22 protein-coding genes are annotated in these 18,674 nt (G+C 67.6%); 11 read left to right on the top strand and 11 right to left on the bottom strand.

The window, feature by feature from the left end; translation table 11 throughout:
* The first annotated feature begins 243 nt into the window (after positions 1-243).
* The 8 genes from uvrC to phbB all read left to right on the top strand — a co-directional run bounded on the left by uvrC (position 244) and on the right by phbB (position 7,431).
* The gene (gene uvrC, locus LOS8367_RS09475; RefSeq protein WP_106535035.1) at positions 244-2,127 is read left to right on the top strand and encodes an excinuclease ABC subunit UvrC; all 1,884 of its coding nucleotides are present in this window, start codon (positions 244-246) and stop codon (positions 2,125-2,127) included.
* 186 nt (positions 2,128-2,313) lie between these two features.
* Positions 2,314-3,009, top strand: a complete 696-nt coding sequence (gene pgsA / locus LOS8367_RS09470) for a CDP-diacylglycerol--glycerol-3-phosphate 3-phosphatidyltransferase (protein WP_085896241.1) — start codon at positions 2,314-2,316, stop codon at positions 3,007-3,009.
* Positions 3,006-3,254 (top strand): molybdopterin converting factor subunit 1, encoded by a 249-nt coding sequence (gene moaD, locus LOS8367_RS09465; protein WP_085896240.1) that lies wholly within the window; start codon positions 3,006-3,008, stop codon positions 3,252-3,254. Before pgsA ends, moaD begins: the two co-directional genes overlap by 4 nt.
* Before the next feature lies 1 nt (position 3,255).
* On the top strand, positions 3,256-3,696 hold the full coding sequence (locus tag LOS8367_RS09460) for a molybdenum cofactor biosynthesis protein MoaE (protein ID WP_085896239.1): 441 nt from the start codon (positions 3,256-3,258) through the stop codon (positions 3,694-3,696).
* Between the two features lie 67 nt (positions 3,697-3,763).
* Positions 3,764-4,570, top strand: a complete 807-nt coding sequence (locus tag LOS8367_RS09455; protein WP_085896238.1) for an EAL domain-containing protein — start codon at positions 3,764-3,766, stop codon at positions 4,568-4,570.
* A gap of 74 nt (positions 4,571-4,644) precedes the next feature.
* Complete coding sequence (locus LOS8367_RS09450) at positions 4,645-5,820, top strand: acetyl-CoA C-acetyltransferase (protein ID WP_085896237.1); 1,176 nt, start codon at positions 4,645-4,647, stop codon at positions 5,818-5,820.
* Positions 5,820-6,647, top strand: a complete 828-nt coding sequence (locus LOS8367_RS09445) for a patatin-like phospholipase family protein (protein WP_085896236.1) — start codon at positions 5,820-5,822, stop codon at positions 6,645-6,647. The genes LOS8367_RS09450 and LOS8367_RS09445 overlap by 1 nt, the downstream gene beginning before the upstream one ends.
* A 58-nt stretch (positions 6,648-6,705) precedes the next feature.
* Complete coding sequence (phbB, locus tag LOS8367_RS09440; RefSeq protein WP_085896235.1) at positions 6,706-7,431, top strand: acetoacetyl-CoA reductase; 726 nt, start codon at positions 6,706-6,708, stop codon at positions 7,429-7,431.
* A gap of 278 nt (positions 7,432-7,709) precedes the next feature.
* On the opposite strand, the gene LOS8367_RS09435 is transcribed toward phbB, so the two are convergent.
* From LOS8367_RS09435 to LOS8367_RS09425, 3 genes are all read right to left on the bottom strand, one after another.
* A complete protein-coding gene (locus LOS8367_RS09435; RefSeq protein ID WP_085896234.1) occupies positions 7,710-7,877 on the bottom strand; it encodes a YdcH family protein in 168 nt (55 codons plus the stop codon).
* Between the two features lie 127 nt (positions 7,878-8,004).
* Positions 8,005-8,769 carry a tRNA1(Val) (adenine(37)-N6)-methyltransferase gene (locus tag LOS8367_RS09430; RefSeq protein WP_085896233.1) on the bottom strand — a complete coding sequence of 255 codons (765 nt, stop codon included), beginning with the start codon at positions 8,767-8,769 and terminating at the stop codon, positions 8,005-8,007.
* The gene (locus LOS8367_RS09425; RefSeq protein WP_085896232.1) at positions 8,750-8,962 is read right to left on the bottom strand and encodes a putative signal transducing protein; all 213 of its coding nucleotides are present in this window, start codon (positions 8,960-8,962) and stop codon (positions 8,750-8,752) included. Before LOS8367_RS09425 ends, LOS8367_RS09430 begins: the two co-directional genes overlap by 20 nt.
* Before the next feature lie 50 nt (positions 8,963-9,012).
* Here LOS8367_RS09425 and LOS8367_RS09420 point away from each other — a divergent pair, with 50 nt between their 5' ends.
* Positions 9,013-10,011 carry a polyprenyl synthetase family protein gene (locus LOS8367_RS09420; protein WP_085896231.1) on the top strand — a complete coding sequence of 333 codons (999 nt, stop codon included), beginning with the start codon at positions 9,013-9,015 and terminating at the stop codon, positions 10,009-10,011.
* Here LOS8367_RS09420 and LOS8367_RS09415 read toward each other — a convergent pair.
* The 3 genes from LOS8367_RS09415 to LOS8367_RS09405 all read right to left on the bottom strand — a co-directional run bounded on the left by LOS8367_RS09415 (position 10,004) and on the right by LOS8367_RS09405 (position 14,331).
* The gene (locus LOS8367_RS09415; RefSeq protein ID WP_085896230.1) at positions 10,004-10,864 is read right to left on the bottom strand and encodes a 4-(cytidine 5'-diphospho)-2-C-methyl-D-erythritol kinase; all 861 of its coding nucleotides are present in this window, start codon (positions 10,862-10,864) and stop codon (positions 10,004-10,006) included. The two genes, LOS8367_RS09420 and LOS8367_RS09415, sit on opposite strands and share 8 nt — an antisense overlap.
* Positions 10,864-12,558: a tetratricopeptide repeat protein gene (locus tag LOS8367_RS09410; protein WP_085896229.1), complete on the bottom strand. Its 1,695-nt coding sequence runs from the start codon at positions 12,556-12,558 to the stop codon at positions 10,864-10,866. Before LOS8367_RS09410 ends, LOS8367_RS09415 begins: the two co-directional genes overlap by 1 nt.
* 102 nt (positions 12,559-12,660) lie before the next feature.
* Positions 12,661-14,331: an electron transfer flavoprotein-ubiquinone oxidoreductase gene (locus LOS8367_RS09405; protein WP_085896228.1), complete on the bottom strand. Its 1,671-nt coding sequence runs from the start codon at positions 14,329-14,331 to the stop codon at positions 12,661-12,663.
* 223 nt (positions 14,332-14,554) lie between these two features.
* On the opposite strand from LOS8367_RS09405, the gene greA reads away from it, so the two are divergent.
* Together greA and LOS8367_RS09395 are read left to right on the top strand one after the other, a co-directional pair.
* Positions 14,555-15,025 (top strand): transcription elongation factor GreA, encoded by a 471-nt coding sequence (greA, locus tag LOS8367_RS09400; protein ID WP_085896227.1) that lies wholly within the window; start codon positions 14,555-14,557, stop codon positions 15,023-15,025.
* Positions 15,026-15,053: 28 nt separating this feature from the next.
* On the top strand, positions 15,054-16,016 hold the full coding sequence (locus LOS8367_RS09395) for a hypothetical protein (protein ID WP_085896226.1): 963 nt from the start codon (positions 15,054-15,056) through the stop codon (positions 16,014-16,016).
* A gap of 3 nt (positions 16,017-16,019) precedes the next feature.
* Here LOS8367_RS09395 and LOS8367_RS09390 read toward each other — a convergent pair whose 3' ends face one another.
* The 5 genes from LOS8367_RS09390 to LOS8367_RS09370 form a co-directional block, all read right to left on the bottom strand.
* Entirely contained in the window at positions 16,020-16,601 is a 582-nt protein-coding gene (locus tag LOS8367_RS09390; RefSeq protein WP_085896225.1) for a GNAT family N-acetyltransferase, read from the bottom strand.
* A complete protein-coding gene (gene mobA / locus LOS8367_RS09385) occupies positions 16,598-17,212 on the bottom strand; it encodes a molybdenum cofactor guanylyltransferase MobA (protein ID WP_085896224.1) in 615 nt (204 codons plus the stop codon). The genes LOS8367_RS09390 and mobA overlap by 4 nt, the downstream gene beginning before the upstream one ends.
* Positions 17,213-17,293: 81 nt before the next feature.
* Positions 17,294-17,905, bottom strand: coding sequence for a hypothetical protein (locus LOS8367_RS09380; RefSeq protein WP_085896223.1), 612 nt, complete (start codon positions 17,903-17,905; stop codon positions 17,294-17,296).
* 3 nt (positions 17,906-17,908) lie between these two features.
* Entirely contained in the window at positions 17,909-18,058 is a 150-nt protein-coding gene (locus LOS8367_RS09375; protein WP_085896222.1) for an aa3-type cytochrome c oxidase subunit IV, read from the bottom strand.
* Between the two features lie 58 nt (positions 18,059-18,116).
* The gene (locus LOS8367_RS09370) at positions 18,117-18,629 is read right to left on the bottom strand and encodes a hypothetical protein (RefSeq protein ID WP_085896221.1); all 513 of its coding nucleotides are present in this window, start codon (positions 18,627-18,629) and stop codon (positions 18,117-18,119) included.
* Between the last annotated feature and the right edge of the window lie 45 nt (positions 18,630-18,674).

Genomic DNA, 18,674 nt, shown 5'->3' with positions numbered 1-18,674 from the left:
GGCTGTGCGCAATCCATCCGATCGCGACGTGGGGATGAAATCTTCGCGATCCCCTCGGGTTTCCCCTGCGAAAACAGCGGATTGGCGGCGCCCAAAAAACAGGCACTCCCATCAACCCCCTGACTCTCCAAGCCGAATCCACACCCTCCCGGCACTGTCCACCAGCTTATCCCCAGAAACGGTGGACAGCTTTGCACATGGCGCTGGGACAGCTAGATTGCAGGGCCCGCGCATGATGCCGATATGGACCGCATGACCGAGACCCAGACCGATACCCCGAAGGCGCCATTGACAGGACATGAGCTGATCCGCTCGCAGCTGCGGCTGATCGACGGCTCGCCCGGCGTCTACCGGATGCTCGATGCCGAAAGCCGGGTGCTCTATGTCGGCAAGGCCCGCAACCTGCGGGCCCGGGTGTCGAGCTATGCCCGCCCCACCGGGCATTCGGGCCGGATCGCGCGGATGATCCGCGAGACCGCCTCGATGATGTTCCTCACCACCCGGACCGAGACCGAGGCGCTGCTGCTGGAGCAGAACCTCATCAAGCAGCTCAAGCCGCGCTACAACGTGCTTTTGCGCGACGACAAGTCGTTCCCCAATATCCACATCTCGGATCACGCGTTTCCGCAGATCGGCAAGCATCGCGGCGCCCGCAAGGGGCCGGGGCAGTTCTTCGGACCCTTCGCCAGCGCCGGCGCGGTGAACCGCACGCTGAACCAGCTGCAAAAGGCGTTTCTTTTGCGCAATTGCACGGATTCGGTGTTCGAGGGCCGCACCCGACCGTGCCTGCTGCACCAGATCAAGCGCTGCTCGGCGCCCTGCACCGGCGAGATCAGCGCCGAGGAATACGCGCGTTCGGTCGATGACGCGGTGCGGTTCCTGTCGGGCAAGTCGACGCAGGTGCAGGAGGTGCTGGGCCGCCAGATGGCCGAGGCCTCGGAGAACATGGAGTTCGAGCGCGCCGCTGCCTTGCGCGACCGGATCCGGGCGCTGACGCAGGTGCAGACCGCGCAGGGCATCAACCCGCGTGGCGTTTCCGAGGCCGACGTGATCGCGCTTCATGTCGAGGGCGGACAGGCCTGCGTGCAGGTGTTCTTCATTCGCGGCAATCAGAACTGGGGCAACCGCGACTACTATCCCCGCGTCTCGGGAGAGGAGGATCCTACCGAGGTGATGCAGGCCTTCGTTGGCCAGTTCTACGCGGACCGAGAGCCGCCGCGCCAACTGATCCTGAGCCATGGGCTCGATGACCCCGATCTGGTGGTCGAGGCGCTGAGCGAGAAGCTCGGCCGCAAGGTCGAGGTTCTGGTGCCGCAGCGGGGCGAAAAGGCCGAGCTTGTCGAGGGCGCCCAGCGTAACGCGCGCGAGAGCCTCGCGCGGCGTATGTCCGAGACGGCGACGCAGGCCAAGCTGCTGCGCGGGCTCGCCGAGGCTTTCGGCCTCGACGAGGCGCCGCGCCGGATCGAGGTCTACGACAACTCTCACATCATGGGCACCGACGCGGTCGGCGGCATGATCGTCGCGGGACCCGAGGGCTTCGAGAAGAGCCAATACCGCAAGTTCAACATCAAGGGCACAGAGATTACGCCGGGCGACGATTTCGGCATGATGAAGGAGGTGCTGACGCGTCGTTTCTCGCGGCTGCTCAAGGAGGATCCGAACCGCGAGAGCCCGTCCTGGCCGGACCTGCTGCTGATCGATGGCGGTGCCGGGCAGGTCAGCGCGGTGCAGCAGATCCTCGACGAGCTGGGTGTCGACGATGTGGCGATGATCGGCGTCGCCAAGGGGGTGGATCGCGACCACGGCAAGGAGGAGTTTCACCGCACCGGCATGCGGCCCTTCGCGCTGCCGCGCAATGACCCGGTGCTCTACTTCATCCAGCGGCTGCGCGACGAGGCGCACCGTTTCGCCATCGGCACGCACCGTGCCAAGCGGTCCAAATCCGTAGGCGCGACGCCACTGGACGAAATCGCCGGCGTGGGCGCCACGCGCAAGCGTGCGCTGCTGGCGCATTTCGGCTCGGCCAAGGCGGTGAGCCGCGCCAACCTTGCCGATCTCAAGGCGGTGCAAGGCATCTCGGAAAGCCTCGCGGAAAAGATCTACGGCCATTTTCACGAGAACGGCTGATCGCTTCGCTGCGACTTCGTTCCGAAAATGCGCCCGCCGGAGGCGGACACCCGGCTCACCACGGGCACGCCCCTGACCGGCCGGGCGCCCTGCGTATTTGAAGAACAAAGTCGGAGCATGGCGCGCCAGACATCGATCGGCCGCTGGCTATGGCAAGACCGGGGGGAGCGCGCTATCTCTTGGCCCATGACATGGACCCTGCCCAATATCCTCACCGTGCTTCGCCTGTTCGCCGCGCCCGGCGTCGCGGTGATGTTTCTCTTCTTCATCCGGCCCTGGGCCGACTGGTTCGCGCTGGTGCTCTTCGTCACCGCGGCGGTGACCGATTTCGTCGATGGCTACCTTGCCCGCGCTTGGAAACAGGAATCGAAGTTCGGTGCGATGCTCGACCCGATCGCCGACAAGGCGATGGTGATCATCGCGCTGCTGGTCATCACCGGTTTTTCGGGGATGAACCCGTGGATCCTGCTGCCCGCGACGCTGATCCTGTTCCGCGAGGTCTTCGTCTCGGGGCTGCGCGAGTTCCTTGGCTCCAAGGCGGGGCTGTTGAAGGTGACCAAGCTCGCCAAGTGGAAGACCACCGCGCAAATGGTGGCCATCGCCGTTCTGTTCTCTACCGGTGCCTTCGAGCATTATTTCGTCATGGAGAGCATCGGCATGGACGAGACCATGGTCGACTCGATCCTGTCGGGTGGCACGCCTGACGAAGTCGGGCTGGTCTGGAAATACTGGGGCATGATCATCAGCTGGTGGACCGGCATCGTGCTCTTGTGGCTGGCGGCGATCCTGACGCTGATGACCGGCTGGGACTACTTCTCCAAGGCGCTGCCGTTCCTGCGCGACGCGCCGCAGCCCGACCCGTCCGAGAGGCATGCGCCATGATCGACGTCGTCTATTTCGCCTGGGTGCGTGAACGCATCGGCCTGCCGCGCGAGCGGATCGAGACCGAGGCCGCCACCGTCGCCGATCTGGTTGAGGAGCTGCGGGGCCGCGAGGAGCGCTACGCCGCGGCTTTCGCCGACATCTCGGCGCTGCGGGTGGCGCTCGATCAGGAGCTGTCGGAGTTCGACGCGGGCCTCGCCGGCGTGCGCGAGGTCGCCTTCTTTCCCCCGATGACCGGGGGCTGAGATGAAGATCTCGGTGCAGGAGGGGCCTTTCGACGCGGGCGCCGAGCTCGATGCCTTCAGCCATGGCCGTCACGAGGTCGGGGCCATCGTCAGCTTTACCGGCATCGTGCGCGACCGCGACGGCGGACTGGTGCGCATGGAGATCGAGCATTATCCGGGCATGACCGAGAAGGCGATCGCCGAGATCGCCGAGCAGGCCAAGGCGCGCTGGCAGCTTGCGGACCTCTTGGTGATCCACCGCCACGGGGCGCTGCCGCTGGGCCAGCCGATCATGATGGTGGCGACGGCGGCAGCGCATCGCCGCGCCGCTTTCGACGCCGCCGAATACTTGATGGATTATCTCAAATCCCGCGCGCCTTTCTGGAAGAAGGAGGTGACGCGCACCGGCGAGCATTGGGTCGAGGCCACGCCCGAGGACGAGGACGCGCTGTCGCGCTGGTAGCACCGTTCACCCGGTATTAGGACGGAATGCGGCAGGATCGCGGAGCCATCCCAGTCAGGGGCCCGCCATGCCGTCCGAGGCCGACCCGCCCGCCGATCCCTTCGCCCATGCCATGGCGCTCGACGCGGCCGACATCCCGCGGCTCGTGCGCGCCGCGCTGACCGAGCGGCGCACCGCGCTTGCCTACCAGCCGGTGATCGTGGCGAAGACCGGGACCACCGTCTTTCACGAGGGGCTGATCCGGCTGCACGACGGAGCCGGTCGGCTGCTGCCGGCGCGGCATTTCCTGCCCGAGGTCGAGGCGACGGATCTGGGCCGCGATCTCGATCGCGCGGCGCTGCGAGAGGGGCTCGAGGCGCTGCGCCGCGACCCGCATCTCAGGCTCTCGATCAACATGTCTGCCCGTTCGATCGGGGATGGGCGCTGGCGGCGGACGCTGCAGGACGGGCTCGACCGCGGCCCCGATATCGGGGAACGGCTGATCCTTGAGATCTCGGAAGGCTCGGCGATGATCCTGCCCGAATTGGTCGGCCGTTTCATGAGCGAGATACGGCCCCGCGGGGTGAGCTTTGCCCTCGACGAATTCGGAGCGGGCCGCACGGCGTTCCGGCATCTGCGCGGCTTCCTGTTCGATATCGCCAAGATCGATCCGCATTTCGTGCGTGGCATCGGCGCCGACACCGACAATCAGGTGCTTTGCGGCGCGCTGGTCGCCGTGGCGCGGCAGCTTGGCATGGCCTCGATCGCCTGTGGTGTCGAAACCGAAGCGGAGGCACGGATGCTGGGCCGGATCGGCGTGGACTGCTTGCAGGGCTATCTCTGGGGCCGCCCTGCCAGGCAGCCCCGCCCGGCGGTCCGAATGCCGTTGCCCTGACGGCAGAGGCTGGTAGGCTCGGCTCCGATCCGGGTCCCCGGCGTGAGCCGGCCCCGCCTGTCAGGGAGAGTTTCATGACCAATGTCGTAATCGCCTCGGCCGCTCGCACCGCGGTGGGCAGCTTCGGTGGCGCTTTTGCCAATACCCCCGCGCACCAGCTCGGCGCGGCCGTGCTTGAGGAGGTCGTGTCGCGCGCCGGCGTCGACAAGTCCGAGGTGAGCGAGACGATCCTGGGGCAGGTGCTGACCGCCGCGCAGGGCCAGAACCCGGCCCGGCAGGCGCATATCCTCGCCGGCCTGCCGCAGGAGTCGGCGGCCTGGGGGCTGAACCAAGTTTGCGGCTCGGGGCTGCGCGCGGTGGCGCTCGGCGCCCAGCACATCCAGCTCGGCGATGCCGGGATCGTCTGCGCAGGCGGCCAGGAGAGCATGTCGATGGCGCCGCACGCCCAGACCCTGCGCCAGGGCCAAAAGATGGGCGACATGAAGCTCGTCGATACGATGATCAAAGACGGCCTCTGGGACGCCTTCAACGACTACCACATGGGCACTACCGCCGAGAACGTGGCAAGCCGTCACCAGATCACCCGCGACATGCAGGACGAGTTCGCGGTGAAGAGCCAGAACAAGGCCGAGGCGGCGCAGAAGGACGGTCGGTTCAAGGACGAGATCGTCCCCTTCACCGTCAAGACCCGCAAGGGCGACATCGTCACCGATGCCGACGAATACATCCGCCACGGCGCCACGATCGATGCCATGGCCAAGCTGCGCCCGGCCTTTGCCAAGGACGGGTCGGTCACGGCGGGCAACGCCTCGGGCCTCAATGACGGCGCCGCGGCGACCCTGCTGATGTCGCTTGACGAGGCGAACCGGCGCGGCATCAAGCCGCTCGGCCGCATCGCCGCCTACGCCACCGCCGGCCTCGACCCGGCCTTTATGGGCGAAGGTCCGATCTATGCCTCGAAGAAGGCGCTGGAAAAGGCGGGCTGGTCGGTCGATGACCTCGACCTGATCGAGGCCAATGAGGCCTTCGCCGCGCAGGCCCTCGCCGTGAACAAGGAGATGGGCTGGGATCCCGAGAAGGTGAACGTCAATGGCGGCGCGATTGCCATCGGCCACCCGATCGGCGCCAGCGGTTGCCGGGTGCTGGTCACCCTGCTGCACGAGATGGCGCGACGCGATGCCAAGAAAGGCCTCGCCACGCTCTGCATCGGCGGCGGCATGGGCGTCGCTCTTTGCATCGAGCGCGATTGATGCCCTGGACCGCCCCCCGGCAGCTTGTTTTCTCGGGGGGCGGTCTGCGCTGCTTCTGGCAGGGGGGCTTCATGGAGGTCCTCGGCCGCCATGCCAGCATCGCGCCGGAGCGTATCGCCGGCGTCTCGGGCGGCGCCCTCTCGGCGGCCTGCCATGTCGCGGGACGCGAAAGGGTTCTGCTCGACGCGATGTGCAAGGCGTTCGAAGAGCAGGACAGCAATCTGTTCGATCGCGAGGCGGGCGGCATCAGCCCGCATCAACGAATTTACTGCAAGGTCGTCTCCAAGGTGCTCGACGACGAGGCCGCGCGGAAGGTGGCGGAGGGGCCGCAGCTGCAGATCCTGATCGCGCATCCGCCGGCGGGCGGGTTGCCCAAGATCAGCGGCGTCGCGGCGACCGCCGCCTATGAGGCGGAGCTGCACCTGATCAATTCACCGCATTTTTCATGGGCCGCGAAGCTTGGTCTCGAACACGGGCTCGTCGATGCGCGGGCGGCCGCGCGCGACGGGCGACTGGTCGATCTGGTCTGCGCCGCGGCGGTGATTCCGCCGATTTTCGAGCCGCCCGATTGGGATGGCCGCCCGGTCGTCGATGGTGGCATGGCCGACCAAGCGCCGATGCCGGAACCCGATGAGGGCGAGACCCTTGTGCTCCTCACCCGCCACTACCGCAGGTTGCCGGATGTGCCGGGGCGGCGCTACGTGATGCCCACCGACGAAACGCCGGCCGACAAGATCGATTTCACCGATCCCGAGAAGCTGCGCCGCACCTGGGATCAGGGAATGCGCGACGCCGAGGCCTTTTGCGACGAGCTTGGGCTTGCTTGACCCAGCGTGATACGAGAGGGTCAATATAGACCACTTTGCAAGGCGAGGGAGAGCGGACATGGCACGCACGGCATTGGTGACAGGGGGCAGCCGGGGAATCGGCGCCGCCATCTCGAAAGCGCTCAAGGCGGAAGGATATAATGTCGTCGCAACCTACGCGGGCAACGACGAAAAGGCGCGTGCCTTTACCGACGAGACCGGCATTGCCACCTACAGATGGGATGTCGGCGACTACGAGGCCTGCAAGGCTGGCATCGCCCATGTCGAGGAAGAGCACGGTCCGGTCGACATTCTGGTGAACAACGCCGGCATCACCCGCGACGCGCCATTCCACAAGATGTCGCCACAGCAATGGCGCGAGGTGATCGACACCAACCTGACGGGGCTGTTCAACATGACGCATTGCGTCTGGCCAGGTCTGCGCGAGCGCAAGTTCGGTCGCATCGTCAACATCTCCTCGATCAACGGCCAGAAGGGTCAGTTCGCGCAGGCCAATTACGCCGCCGCTAAGGCCGGCGACATCGGCTTTACCAAGGCGTTGGCGCAGGAGGGCGCGCGCGCCGGCATCACCGTGAACGCGATCTGCCCGGGCTACATCAACACCGAGATGATGAGCACCATTCCTGAAAAGGTGATGAACGAGGTGATCCTGCCGCAGATCCCGGTGGGCCGTCTTGGCGAAGCCGAGGAAATCGCGCGCTGCGTGGTGTTCCTTGCCTCGGATCAGGCGGGCTTCATCACCGGTTCGACGCTCTCGGCGAATGGCGGTCAGTACCTGGCCTAAGATCCTGCCGGCTGGGACATCAGGCGGGCGCCGTCGGCGCCCGCCTGAGCGCAGATGCGCACAACGTTGCCTGCCAGAGTTCACCACGCTTCGCATGGCCCGCACTCGTTCCTGACAGGCAAAGCAGGCCGACCAACGAGTTCACCCCTCCAAAGAAAAACGGGCACCCGTTGCTCTGCCGCGGGCACCCGTTGATACGTGGATTGGCCGGATATCCAGTACAGGCCATCCGATCGTGGGGAGGATGCGCGGCGGGGCGTCGCCGCCGCGCGGTAGCGCTAGTGCGGGCTAAGCCGCGTGATTTCTTCCTTAAGCATGAGCTTGCGCTTCTTCATCTGAGCGATCTCGAAGTCGCTGGTTGCGGGCGACCTCTGCGCCATCTCCACTTCCTGTGACAGGGTTTGATGTTTCCGGCGAAGTTCTTCCAGATGCGATGTCAGGCTCATGGACGTACTCCCGTGTCTGGTTTCGACCCTCTCAGTCGAGCATGGTTTTACATTTCTGTCACCTGCGAGATGCGACGGATTGAACCAATGTTCAGGTGACTGGCGAAATTTTGCGTATCTCCAGCGGTCAAAGGCGCAATTTTTTCCCATGCCGAAGAATTGCTTCGGCCTCGGGGGTGAAATCGGCCGAGTCGGACAGGTGCCGCGATCCAGCATGGAGCACCAGCGGCGCTGCCAGCCGGAACGCCGCGCGGCCGCTCTGGCGCGCCGTGACAAGCACCCGTTCAGAATCGCGCCCCGCCCGCGACACCAGCGGTCGCACCGCGAGCCCGCCCATGCGGCCATGCAGCGCCGCCACGATCTCGGGCAATCGCTCCGCGCGCTGGATCAGCGTCAGGCGCCCCAAGGGCGCCACCCGGCGCGCCATGGCGTCGATCCAGTCCGCGAGCGGCAGCGGCGCTCCGAAGGCGGTCTCCTTCGTCGCATCGGGGGCGGGGCGGGAATGGGCGCGGTCGAAATAGGGCGGGTTGGCGATGACATGGTCGTATCGCCTGGCACGGATCTCGGGCGGCAACCCGCGCAGATCGGCGGTGTGAATCGCCGCCGCCGAACCGTTCAGCGCCGCGTTGCGCCGTGCCAGATCCGCATAGGGGGGCTGGATCTCGACGCCGGTGAGATCGAGACCCGGCACCCGCGCCGCGAGGCACATCAGCGCCGCACCCGCGCCGCAACCGAGTTCGAGCACGCTTTGACCCGGCTCGGCCGGTACGGCAGCGGCAAGGAGCACCGGATCGGTTCCGGCACGGTAGCCGCGCCGCGGTTGCAGCAGCACCACCCGCCCGCCAAGAAAGGCGTCTCGGGTCAGCGCCTCCTCAGCCCAGGTCGATGTCATTGTCGCGCATCGCCCGCTGCGCCGCGGTCAGATCGGCCTCGCGCACCATCAGGCGGCGGGGCAGGATTCCGATCGAGCCTTCGAGGATGCTCGTGTTTACGTCCAACTCGAAGCAGTCTATACCCTCGCCGTTCAGAAGGGCGGTGGCAAAGGCGATGACCGTCGGGTCGTTGCTGCGCAGAAGCTCTTTCATCCGCAACCAGCTAGGACGTTCCGGCGTCCTTGTCGAGAAGACCGCCGCCCATGGATCTCGCCACCGATACCGCCAAGCCGCATGACCGCCTGTCCGAGGCTCTCTCGGATGACATGAGGGCGGTGAACGCGATGATCCGCGAGCGCATGGCCTCCGAGCATGCGCCACGCATTCCCGAGGTCACGGCGCATCTGGTAGAGGCGGGGGGCAAGCGGCTCAGGCCGATGCTGACGCTCGCCGCCGCGCGGCTGTGTGGCTATGACGGGCCCCATCACGTGCATCTCGCCGCGACGGTGGAGTTCATCCATACCGCCACGCTGCTGCATGACGACGTGGTCGACGACAGCAAGCAGCGGCGCGGCCGCCCCACGGCGAACCTGTTGTGGGACAACACCTCCTCGGTGCTGGTCGGAGACTACCTCTTCGCGCGCTCGTTTCAGTTGATGGTCGAAACCGGCTCGCTGCGGGTGCTCGACATCCTAGCCAATGCCTCGGCCACGATCGCCGAGGGCGAGGTGTTGCAACTCACCGCCTCGCGCAATCTTGACACCACCGAAGATACTTATCTGCGGGTGGTGCGCGGCAAGACCGCGGCGTTGTTCTCGGCGGCGACCGAGGTTGGCGGCATCATCGCCGGCGCGTCGGAATCGCGCGTCGCGGCGCTCAGAGCCTATGGCGATGCGCTCGGCATCGCGTTCCAGATCGTCGACGACCTGCTCGATTACGGCGGCACGGCGGCGATAGGCAAATCAGTCGGTGACGATTTCCGTGAGGGCAAGTTGACGCTGCCGGTGATCCGCGCCGTGGCGCAAGCCGACGAGACGGAGCGCGCCTTCTGGACCCGCTGCATCGGCCGGGGCCGGATCGATGAGGGCGATCTCGCGCAGGCACAGGCGCTGCTGACCAAGCATGGTACGCTCGAGAGCACCCGGCAGACGGCGCTCGACTGGGCCGGGCGCGCGCGCCGGAGCCTGAGGGATCTGCCGGATCATGAACTGCGCGAGATGCTCGAGGATCTCGCCGACTACGTGGTCGAGCGGATCAGCTGAGCAGCGGCGCCGGGGCGACCCACCAGCCCATTTCCGACAGCTGGATCGCGCGGGCAACCTGCCGTGCGCGGCCCATGTCGCGGGTCAGGCCGATGCAGGTCGCGCCGGACCCCGACATCAGCGCCAAGTCGACGCCGGGCATGGCGCGCAGCCGCTTCAGCGCGCGGGCGATCTCAGGCGCGATGGCTTCGGCGGGGGCTTGCAGATCGTTGCGCTGCGAGGCCAGCCATTCGACGAAGCCCGGGTAATCGAGCGCCTCGGGCAACTCGTCCATGCCGGCATTGTCCGAGCGTTCCAGCTTGTCGAAGACCCGGCCGGTGGGCACCTCGACGCCCGGATTGACCAGCACGAGGCCGCAGGCGGGCAGGGCGGGCAACGGCTCGAGCACCTCGCCGATGCCGCGCATCCGCGCCGGTTCGGGGGCATGCAGGCAGACCGGGACGTCGGCGCCGAGTTCCAGCACCTCCGGGTCATTGGGCGCGAAGTTCTCGACCCCCCAGATCTGCGACAGAAGTCGCAGGGTTGCCGCCGCATCAGACGAGCCGCTGCCGATGCCGGCGGCATGTGGCAGCGTCTTGGTCAGCTTGAGCTTTGCCCCCTGCGCCACGCCGCGCGCCTCTTGCAGCATCCGTGCCGCGCGCATGACCGAGTTGGTCTCGTCGGCGGGGACACCGCGCGAGAACGGGCCGGTCACCTCCAGCGACAGCTCGGCCGCAGGCAGGGCGGTGAGCTGATCGCCGACGCCGGCGAAGGCCACGATGCTGTCGAGCAGGTGATAGCCGCCCGCCCGCACCCCCGTGACGTGAAGCGCGAGGTTGATCTTGGCGGGCGCGAGCCCCTTGTCGAGCGGCATCAACGGTGCTCCGCGACCTGCCTGAGGGGGGTGCCGCCTTCGGAGGCGAGCACGGCGTCGAGCCCTTCGGCGAGCTTGCGGCGCAAGCGCTCGGCGTTTTCCGGCGTCGGTCCGAATGACAGGGCGCGCTGCCATTGGAAGCGGGCCTCGGTCATGCGGCCCACGGCCCAGTAGCCGTCGCCGAGATGGTCGTTGACGATCGGGTCGACCGGTTCGAGTTCGGCGGCGCGTTCGAGATTGTCGACCGCCTCGCGGTAGTGGCCAAGCTTGAACTGGGCCCAGCCGAGGCTGTCGACGATCGCGCCGTTGTCGGGCTGGGCGCGCACGGCGCGCTCGATCATCTCGAGCGCCTCTTCCAGCTTCTCGCCGCGTTCGACCAGGGAGTAGCCGAGGAAGTTCAGCACTTCGGCGCGGTCGGCATCGACTTCGAGCGCGGCGCGGAAATCGGCTTCGGCACCGGCCCAGTCATCCTGCGCATGGCGGGTGACGCCGCGCATGTAGTAGAGCCACCAGGCCGCATCGGCACCGGCGATGTCGATGGCGCGGCCATAGGCGGCCTCGGCCTCTGCAGGCGCGCTCTCGGAGCGACGCAGATCGCCCAGTGCCACCTGCACCTCGGCGAGGCCGGGGGCGGTGCGGGCCAGCTCTTCGAGCACGGCAAGCGCGCGTTCCGGCTGGCCGGCGCGGCGCAGCACCTCGGCTCGGCCGAGTTCGGCGGTGACATGGGCGGGATGCGTGGCGGGCACGCGCTCATAGACCGACTGCGCGAGGTCGTGACGCTGCGACCGCTCGAGCAGTCCGGCCGCGAGAAGCAGCCCGTCGACCCGGTCCGGGTCGAGTTCCAGCGCAGCACGGGCGTAGAGAAGGACGTAGGAGTCGGGCACCTCGTTGCTGAGCGCGCCCGCGACGGAGATGTAGAGTTCCGACAGGCCATCGGCGGGAGCGGTCACGCAATCCCAATCGACCGGCGCGCCGGATGCGATCTTGTCGCGCATCGCATCGAGCACCGGCGACCCGCGACCGGCTTCGTCGAGAAGCGCCAGCGCATCGTCGCGGCGGTCGAGTTGCGACAGCACCTGCGCATGCGCCAGAAGCACCGGCTCGCTCACCGGCAGGCCGTTTTCAGGAGCGGCGGCGAGCACGGTGTCGGCGCCCTCGAAATCACCGGCCGAGGCCAGCGCCAGCGCCTTGTGATAGAGGCCGAAGCCGCGCAGGCCCGGGGTCTCGATCACTTCGTCGAGCGCCGAGAGCGCCTGATCCATGCGGCCCTGGCCGATCCGGGCCCAGACCCGGGTCAGCCCGTCCACGAGGGGGCCGACGCCCCGATCGGCTTCGAGCAGTTCGAAGATCTCGCCCCAGGCGCCGCGTTCGGCGGCGTCAAGCTGGAGCACCATGTTGGCGACCTGGCTCGCGGCCCCGGTCTCGCGCATGCGCTGCGCCAAGGGCAGCGCTTCGGACACGTCGCCCGCGGCGAGCAGCCCGGCGATGGTACCTTCGAGGAGGATGGGATTTCTGGGATCCGCGCCTAGCGCGGTCTGGAACCAATCTGCGGCTGCGGAGTAATCCTGTGCGGCTGCGGCGGCGCGGGCGGCGAGATAGGGACCCGCCTCGGTGTGGCTCGTTTGCGCGGCCACGGGCGTGGCTGCGACGAGCCCGGTCACAATGGCCAAGGCTCGCAGTCTTTGGATCACCATAGATTTGCTCCTGCCGTTTCCGGTGCTCACATTGGCGGGCACGCTAGTGATCGTAACGTGATCGCGCAATGTGAGTTCCGGATGACCGGCGGATATCCGCGATCACATATTCGGGTAATTGGGCCCGTCGCCACCCTGCGGAACCGTCCAGACGATGTTCTGAGTGGGGTCTTTGATGTCGCAGGTCTTGCAGTGAACGCAGTTCTGGAAGTTGATCACGAACTCGGGTCCACCTTCTTTTTCAACCACTTCGTACACACCTGCGGGGCAGTAGCGCTGCGCCGGTTCGGCATAGACCGGCAGGTTGTGAGCGATGGGGACGTTTGGATCCTTCAATTTTAGGTGACAAGGCTGACTTTCTTCGTGATTTGTGCCCGAAAAACTCACGTTGGTGAGTCGGTCGAAGCTCAGCACGCCGTCGGGCTTCGGGTAAACAATCTCCACGTGATCCTTCGCGGGCTCGGTCGCCTCGGCATCGGATTTGCCATGGCCGAGGGTGCCCAGAAGCGAGAAGCCCAGCGTGTTGGTCCACATGTCGAAGCCGCCCAGCGCCATGGAGGCGGTGAGGCCCCAGCGCGACCAGATCGGCTTCACGTTACGCACCTTCTTGAGGTCCTTGCCGATCGCACCCTCGCGCACCGCCGTGTCGTAGCTTTCCAGCACGTCGCCGGCACGGCCCGCCCCGATCGCCTCGAAGGCGGCTTCGGCGGCGTGGATGCCCGAGAGCATAGCGTTGTGATTGCCCTTGATGCGCGGCACGTTGACCATGCCAGCCGAACAGCCCAGCAGCGCGCCGCCCGGGAAGGCGGTTTTCGGCAGCGACTGCCAGCCGCCCTCGGTGATTGCGCGCGCGCCATAGGCCACGCGCTTGCCGCCCTTCAACAGCTCGGCTACCATCGGGTGGTGCTTGAAGCGCTGAAACTCCTGATAGGGGCGCAGATAGGGGTTCTTGTAGCCCAGATGCACGACGAAGCCGACATAGACCTGGTTGTTGTCGAGGTGGTAGATAAACGAGCCGCCGCCGGCGTTCTTCTCGAGCGGCCATCCCATGGTATGGACGACGCGGCCCTCGCTGTGCTTGGCCGGGTCGATCTCCCAGATCTCCTTCATGCCGAGGCCGTATTTCTGCGGCTCGCGGCCCTCGCCCAGCGCGAAGCGCTCGATCACCTGCTTCGACAGCGATCCGCGCACGCCCTCACCGAGGAAGACGTATTTGCCCAAGAGCTCCATGCCCGGCTCGTAGCCCGGCCCTGGGGTGCCGTCGGGGTTTTTGCCAAACTCGCCCGCAACCACGCCGGCGACGCGGCCATCCTCGCCCCAGACGATCTCCGAGCAGGACATGCCGGGGAACACTTCGACGCCCAGCTCCTCTGCCTTTTCGGCCATCCAGCGGCAAACATTGCCCATCGAGACGATGTAGTTGCCGTGGTTGTTCATCAGCGGCGGCATGATCGCGTTGGGCAGGCGCATCGAGCCGCTCTCGCCCAGCATGTAGAAGCGGTCGTCGCGCACCGGTACCGTGATCGGCGCGCCCATTTCGCGCCAGTCGGGCAGCAGCCGGTCGAGGCCGCAGGGATCGAGCACGGCGCCTGACAGGATATGCGCGCCGACCTCGGAGCCCTTCTCCAGCACCACCACCGAGATCTCGGGGTCGAGCTGCTTCAGGCGGATCGCCGCCGACAGCCCTGCGGGGCCCGCGCCGACGATCACCACGTCGTATTCCATCGCCTCGCGCTCGGGGCGGTTCTCGGTCTGGCTGGCGGTATCGCTCATGTTATGGTCCCTGCTGGCTCTCCTGCTGCGGGCCAATGGCTAGCGCATGCGCTGCGGCGGCACAATCGCGGCCGGGTGACACGGCGTCAGGCGCCGACGTGACCGGTGGGCTCTTTGTACGGGAGCGGGAAGGCCGGGGGGCGGGCTTGACTTCGGCCCGCCGGGCGGGGTTAGAACGTCCGGTGTTGCACGGGCCCCGAGACCGGGGGAAAGGCTGTAGAAAATGGAAAAGATCCCGCTGACGCGCGCCGGTTTCGCCAAGATCGACGCGGAGCTGAAGCACCTGAAGACGGTCGAGCGCCCGGCGATCATCGCGGCGATCTCGGAGGCACGCGCGCATGGCGACCTCTCCGAGAACGCCGAGTACCATTCGGCTAAGGAAAAGCAGAGCTTCATCGAAGGCCGGATCAAGGAGCTCGAAGGCGTGATCGGTCTTGCCGACGTGATCGACCCGTCGAAGATGTCGGGCTCGATCAAGTTTGGCGCCACCGTGAAGCTGGTCGACGAGGACACCGACGAGGAAAAGACCTACCAGATCGTCGGCGAATACGAGGCCGACATCGAGGCGGGCCGTCTCAACATCAAATCGCCGCTGGCGCGGGCGCTGATCGGCAAGGACGAGGGCGACAGCGTCGAGGTCCGGACCCCGGGCGGCGAGAAATCCTACGAGATCCTGAGCGTCAGCTATTCGTGAGGCCGCGGACGCGGCCCCAGGGGGCGGTATGAGCGACGATCCCGACAGCCCGGAGATCCGGCCCGCAGCCGAGCCCGCGACCGGGTCGGAGGCCGACGCTTCCGCACCGTGGGAGTTGATGGGCCGCGCCGAGCGCATCGCCGCCGGTGTCAGCCTGGGCTGGGTCGTGATCGCCGGCACCGCCATGGCGATCGGCGGCCAGCCCTTGGTCGGGCCGGTGCTGGTCATCGTGGTGCCAGTGGCGTTGCTCTGGATGGGGTTGTTCGCCAGCCACGCCTCGCGCAGCGCCCGCGAGGAGGCACATCGGCTGCGGGCCGAGATCCAGACATTGCAGCGCAGCCTGCGCACCCAGTCGCGCGGCGGGCTGCCGCCCGAGATGGATCGCAGGCTCGCGGCGATCGAGCGCGCGGCGCGGCAGACCGAGACCGCCCTGGCGGGGTTCGGCGTGAGCCGCCCGACCGAGCCCGAGCCCGAGCCGGAACCGGCCGAGGAGGCACCCGCCGCGCCCAGCGCCCCGGCGCTGAGCCGTATCGAGATGGCGCGGGCGCTGAACTTTCCCGACAACGACCAGGATCTCGAGGGCTTCGCGGCGCTGCGCGCGGCGCTGCGCGACACCCGTGCCCGCCAGCTGATCCAGGCGAGCCAGGACGTGCTGACCCTGCTCAGCCAGGACGGCATCTACATGGACGATCTCGCGCCGCCACAGGCGCCGGCCGAAGCCTGGCGCGCCTTAGCCCGCGGGGAGCGCGGCACGCCGCTAGAGCGGTTGGCCTACGGACTCGACGAGGATGGTTTCGCCGGGATCGCCGCGTCGCGGCTCTCGTCGGACACGATCTTCCGCGACACGGTGCAGCATTTCCTGCGGCTGTTCGACCGGATGCTCGACGAGTATTGCGACGGCGCCGACGACGACGAGATCGCGCTTCTGGCGGAAACCCGTACCGGTCGCGCCTTCCGCCTGCTCGGGGCGGCCGCCGGCAACTTCTCCTGAAACTCAGCCGAGCCTGCGAATCATCGTTGTGGCGGCGCGGAACCCGAACAGAAGCCGCAGCGGTCCCAGCGGGCGCCGCCCGGCGGCGGTGAAGCCGCGCCGCTCGTAGAGCGCACGCGCACGAGGGTTCTCGTCGATCACTTCGAGGCGGATCTCGACATAGCCGCGCTGTCGCGCCTCCTGCGCCAGCGCCTCGATCAGGCGCGAGCCGACTCCGCGACCGCGCGCCTCGGGGGCGACGAAGATGCCGTCGATCAGGAACCTGCGATTGTCGGTGTCGGTCTCGAGCAGCGTCAGCAGCCCGGCCCGCCAGAGCGCGCCGGCCTCGCCATAGGCGCTGCGCATGCCGCGCAGGCCGCCCGAAACCAGCGCCCCCTGCGCGGTCTTGAAGCCGGCCACCCCCAGAAGCGTGCCGTCGCCGTCGCGGGCGCAGAGCGCGTGATCGGGATCGAGCGCGCGCTCGACGAAGCGCAGTGCCAGCCGCCGCGGGCCCAGCACCCGGCCGAGCTTGGCGCCGAAGGCGTCCCAGTAAAGCTCCGCAATGCGCTTGCGCTCGGCTTGGTCGAAGCCCGGGGCGATCTTCACGCAGCCCCCCCTGAAAGGGTTTCCGCCCGCGCGAAATCCTCCGGCGTGTTGAGGTTGGCAAAGGGATCCGGTTCGCCGCTGGGGAACGGCGCGCGCGCCGCGCCCTGCGACAGCGCCCAGTCGCCGACGCGCCGCGCCCCCGCCGCGATGTCGGCGGCGAGCCGGTCCGCCAGCGCCACCGGCCAGAGGCCGCAGACCGGGTGCAGCCGCCCGCCGGATTCGGCCAGCGCCAAGCCATCCGCGTCCTCGGCGGCCATGATCAGACGGGGCACGAGATCGCCGGGCAGCCATGGCGTATCGCCCGGCACGGTCAGCACCCAAGGCGCGCCGCGCGTCTTGGCCCAGCCGATCGCCGCCAGAATGCCGGCCAGTGGCCCGGGATGGTCGGGCAGGGTGTCGGGGATCACGTCAAGGCCGAACCTCGCGAAGCGCGCGGGATCGCCATTGGCGTTGAGCGCGAGGGCAGGGACCTGCGGCGCCAGACGGTCGATGACATGCCCGAGCAGCGGCCGACCGGCGAGCGGCACCAGTCCCTTGTCGCCGCCGCCCATTCGCCGCGACAACCCACCGGCGAGGATCACCCCCGGCGGCGCCTCGATCGGCTGCTGCATCGCCCCGCTCCCGCGCTGTATCGTCGTGATCTCGATAGATAACGGGCGCCGCGCCTTCGAGCCAGCGCCGCGTGGGGGCGTTCAGCTTTCCAATTGCCTGGCGATGGCGCGCCGTGCGTCGCGCAGGCTGTCGCTGTCATTCTCGTTGTGTTCGGTGGTGACCACGCCGGGCAGGGCGTCGAAACGCGCCGAAAGCTTGTCGGGAAACCAGGTGGTGCCGAGACCCTCGAAACCGGGCAACTCGCCCAGAATCTTCGAAATGGCGCGGGTGCAGTAGGCCTGCGGCACCGGACCCGCGACGAGGGCGAGCCGATAGGCGCGTTCGGCGGTTTCGGGCGGCACCTCGATATACTGCTCCACCGTCACGTAGGATTCGCGCGAGTGGTAGGAGACGTAGCTGGTCACGACCGAGGGTGTCATCCCGAACAGCACGTCGTTGCGCTCGGGGATCGATGCATGGCCGAAGCTTCCGGCCGGGTCGAACAGCACCCGCTCGGACGCATTGATCAGCAGCGACGAATGCGCGCCGTTTCCGGTGCCGAGATTGTTGACGGTGTAGAGCGTCAGGGCAGGCGGCCCGGCATGGCGGTAGCGCGCCCGCTCGACCGCCGCGTCGGGGGCCCAGACCGCTTCACCATTGCCGCAACCGGCCAGCGCCAGCGGCGCGGCCATCAGAAAGACGCGCCGCTGCATGGATCAGGCGTTGACCAGGGCGAGCAGGATCAGGGCGACGATGATGGCGATGGTGCCACGGGTCACCAGCGTCATGAACCCCGCGAAGGTGCGTTCCTGATCGGTGATGTCCATGGTGCCCTGGACGTGGTGGTGCTGCTGGTCATCGGCCATCTCGGGCTCCTCGCATCTGGCGTATCCGGGCGGGGGTTAGCCCGAATCCCGTCGGTTGTCACGATGTCTCGGCCGCGGCATCGGGTCCCTGTGGCGCGCCCTCCTCGTCGGCCTCGTCCTCCTCGAGCTCGCGCGCGAGCCGGAACCCGATCCGTTCGGGCGGCGTCTCGGGGCGGGGCCGGGGCAGAGCGCGCAGGATCACCGACAATTGGGTGACATGCTGGATCAGCTGCGTCTTGGCACCCGAGGGATCGGTGCCGTAGAAGGTCACGATGTCGGGATCGAAATAGCCCAACCCACCGATCCGAAGCACCCCCGAATGCCCGCCGGTCATCGCCATGGCGACCTCTTCGCCGGGCTCCAGCCCGTCCTCGAAACGCTTGATGTAGTGGATCAGCCGCTCATAGGCCCAGCGCGCCGGGCTCTTGCTCTCCGCCGGTTTGCGTAGCGCCGGCGGCAACACGGTGGCGGCGCCGCAATCCTCGGTCGCGTCCGTATGGACCTCGCGCAGCCGGGGCAGCGCCTCGGCCTCGAGCGCCTCGGCTGCGGTGGCGATGATGTCGTCGCTCATGACGGTCGTTTCCTCCTGCGGCACCCGAAGGGTGGCACGGCCGGG

This window comes from Limimaricola soesokkakensis (genome assembly GCF_900172345.1).
Classification (GTDB): domain Bacteria; phylum Pseudomonadota; class Alphaproteobacteria; order Rhodobacterales; family Rhodobacteraceae; genus Limimaricola; species Limimaricola soesokkakensis.
The sequence above is the reverse complement of the archived record's forward strand: the minus strand, read 5'-3'. Positions and strand labels throughout refer to the sequence as shown.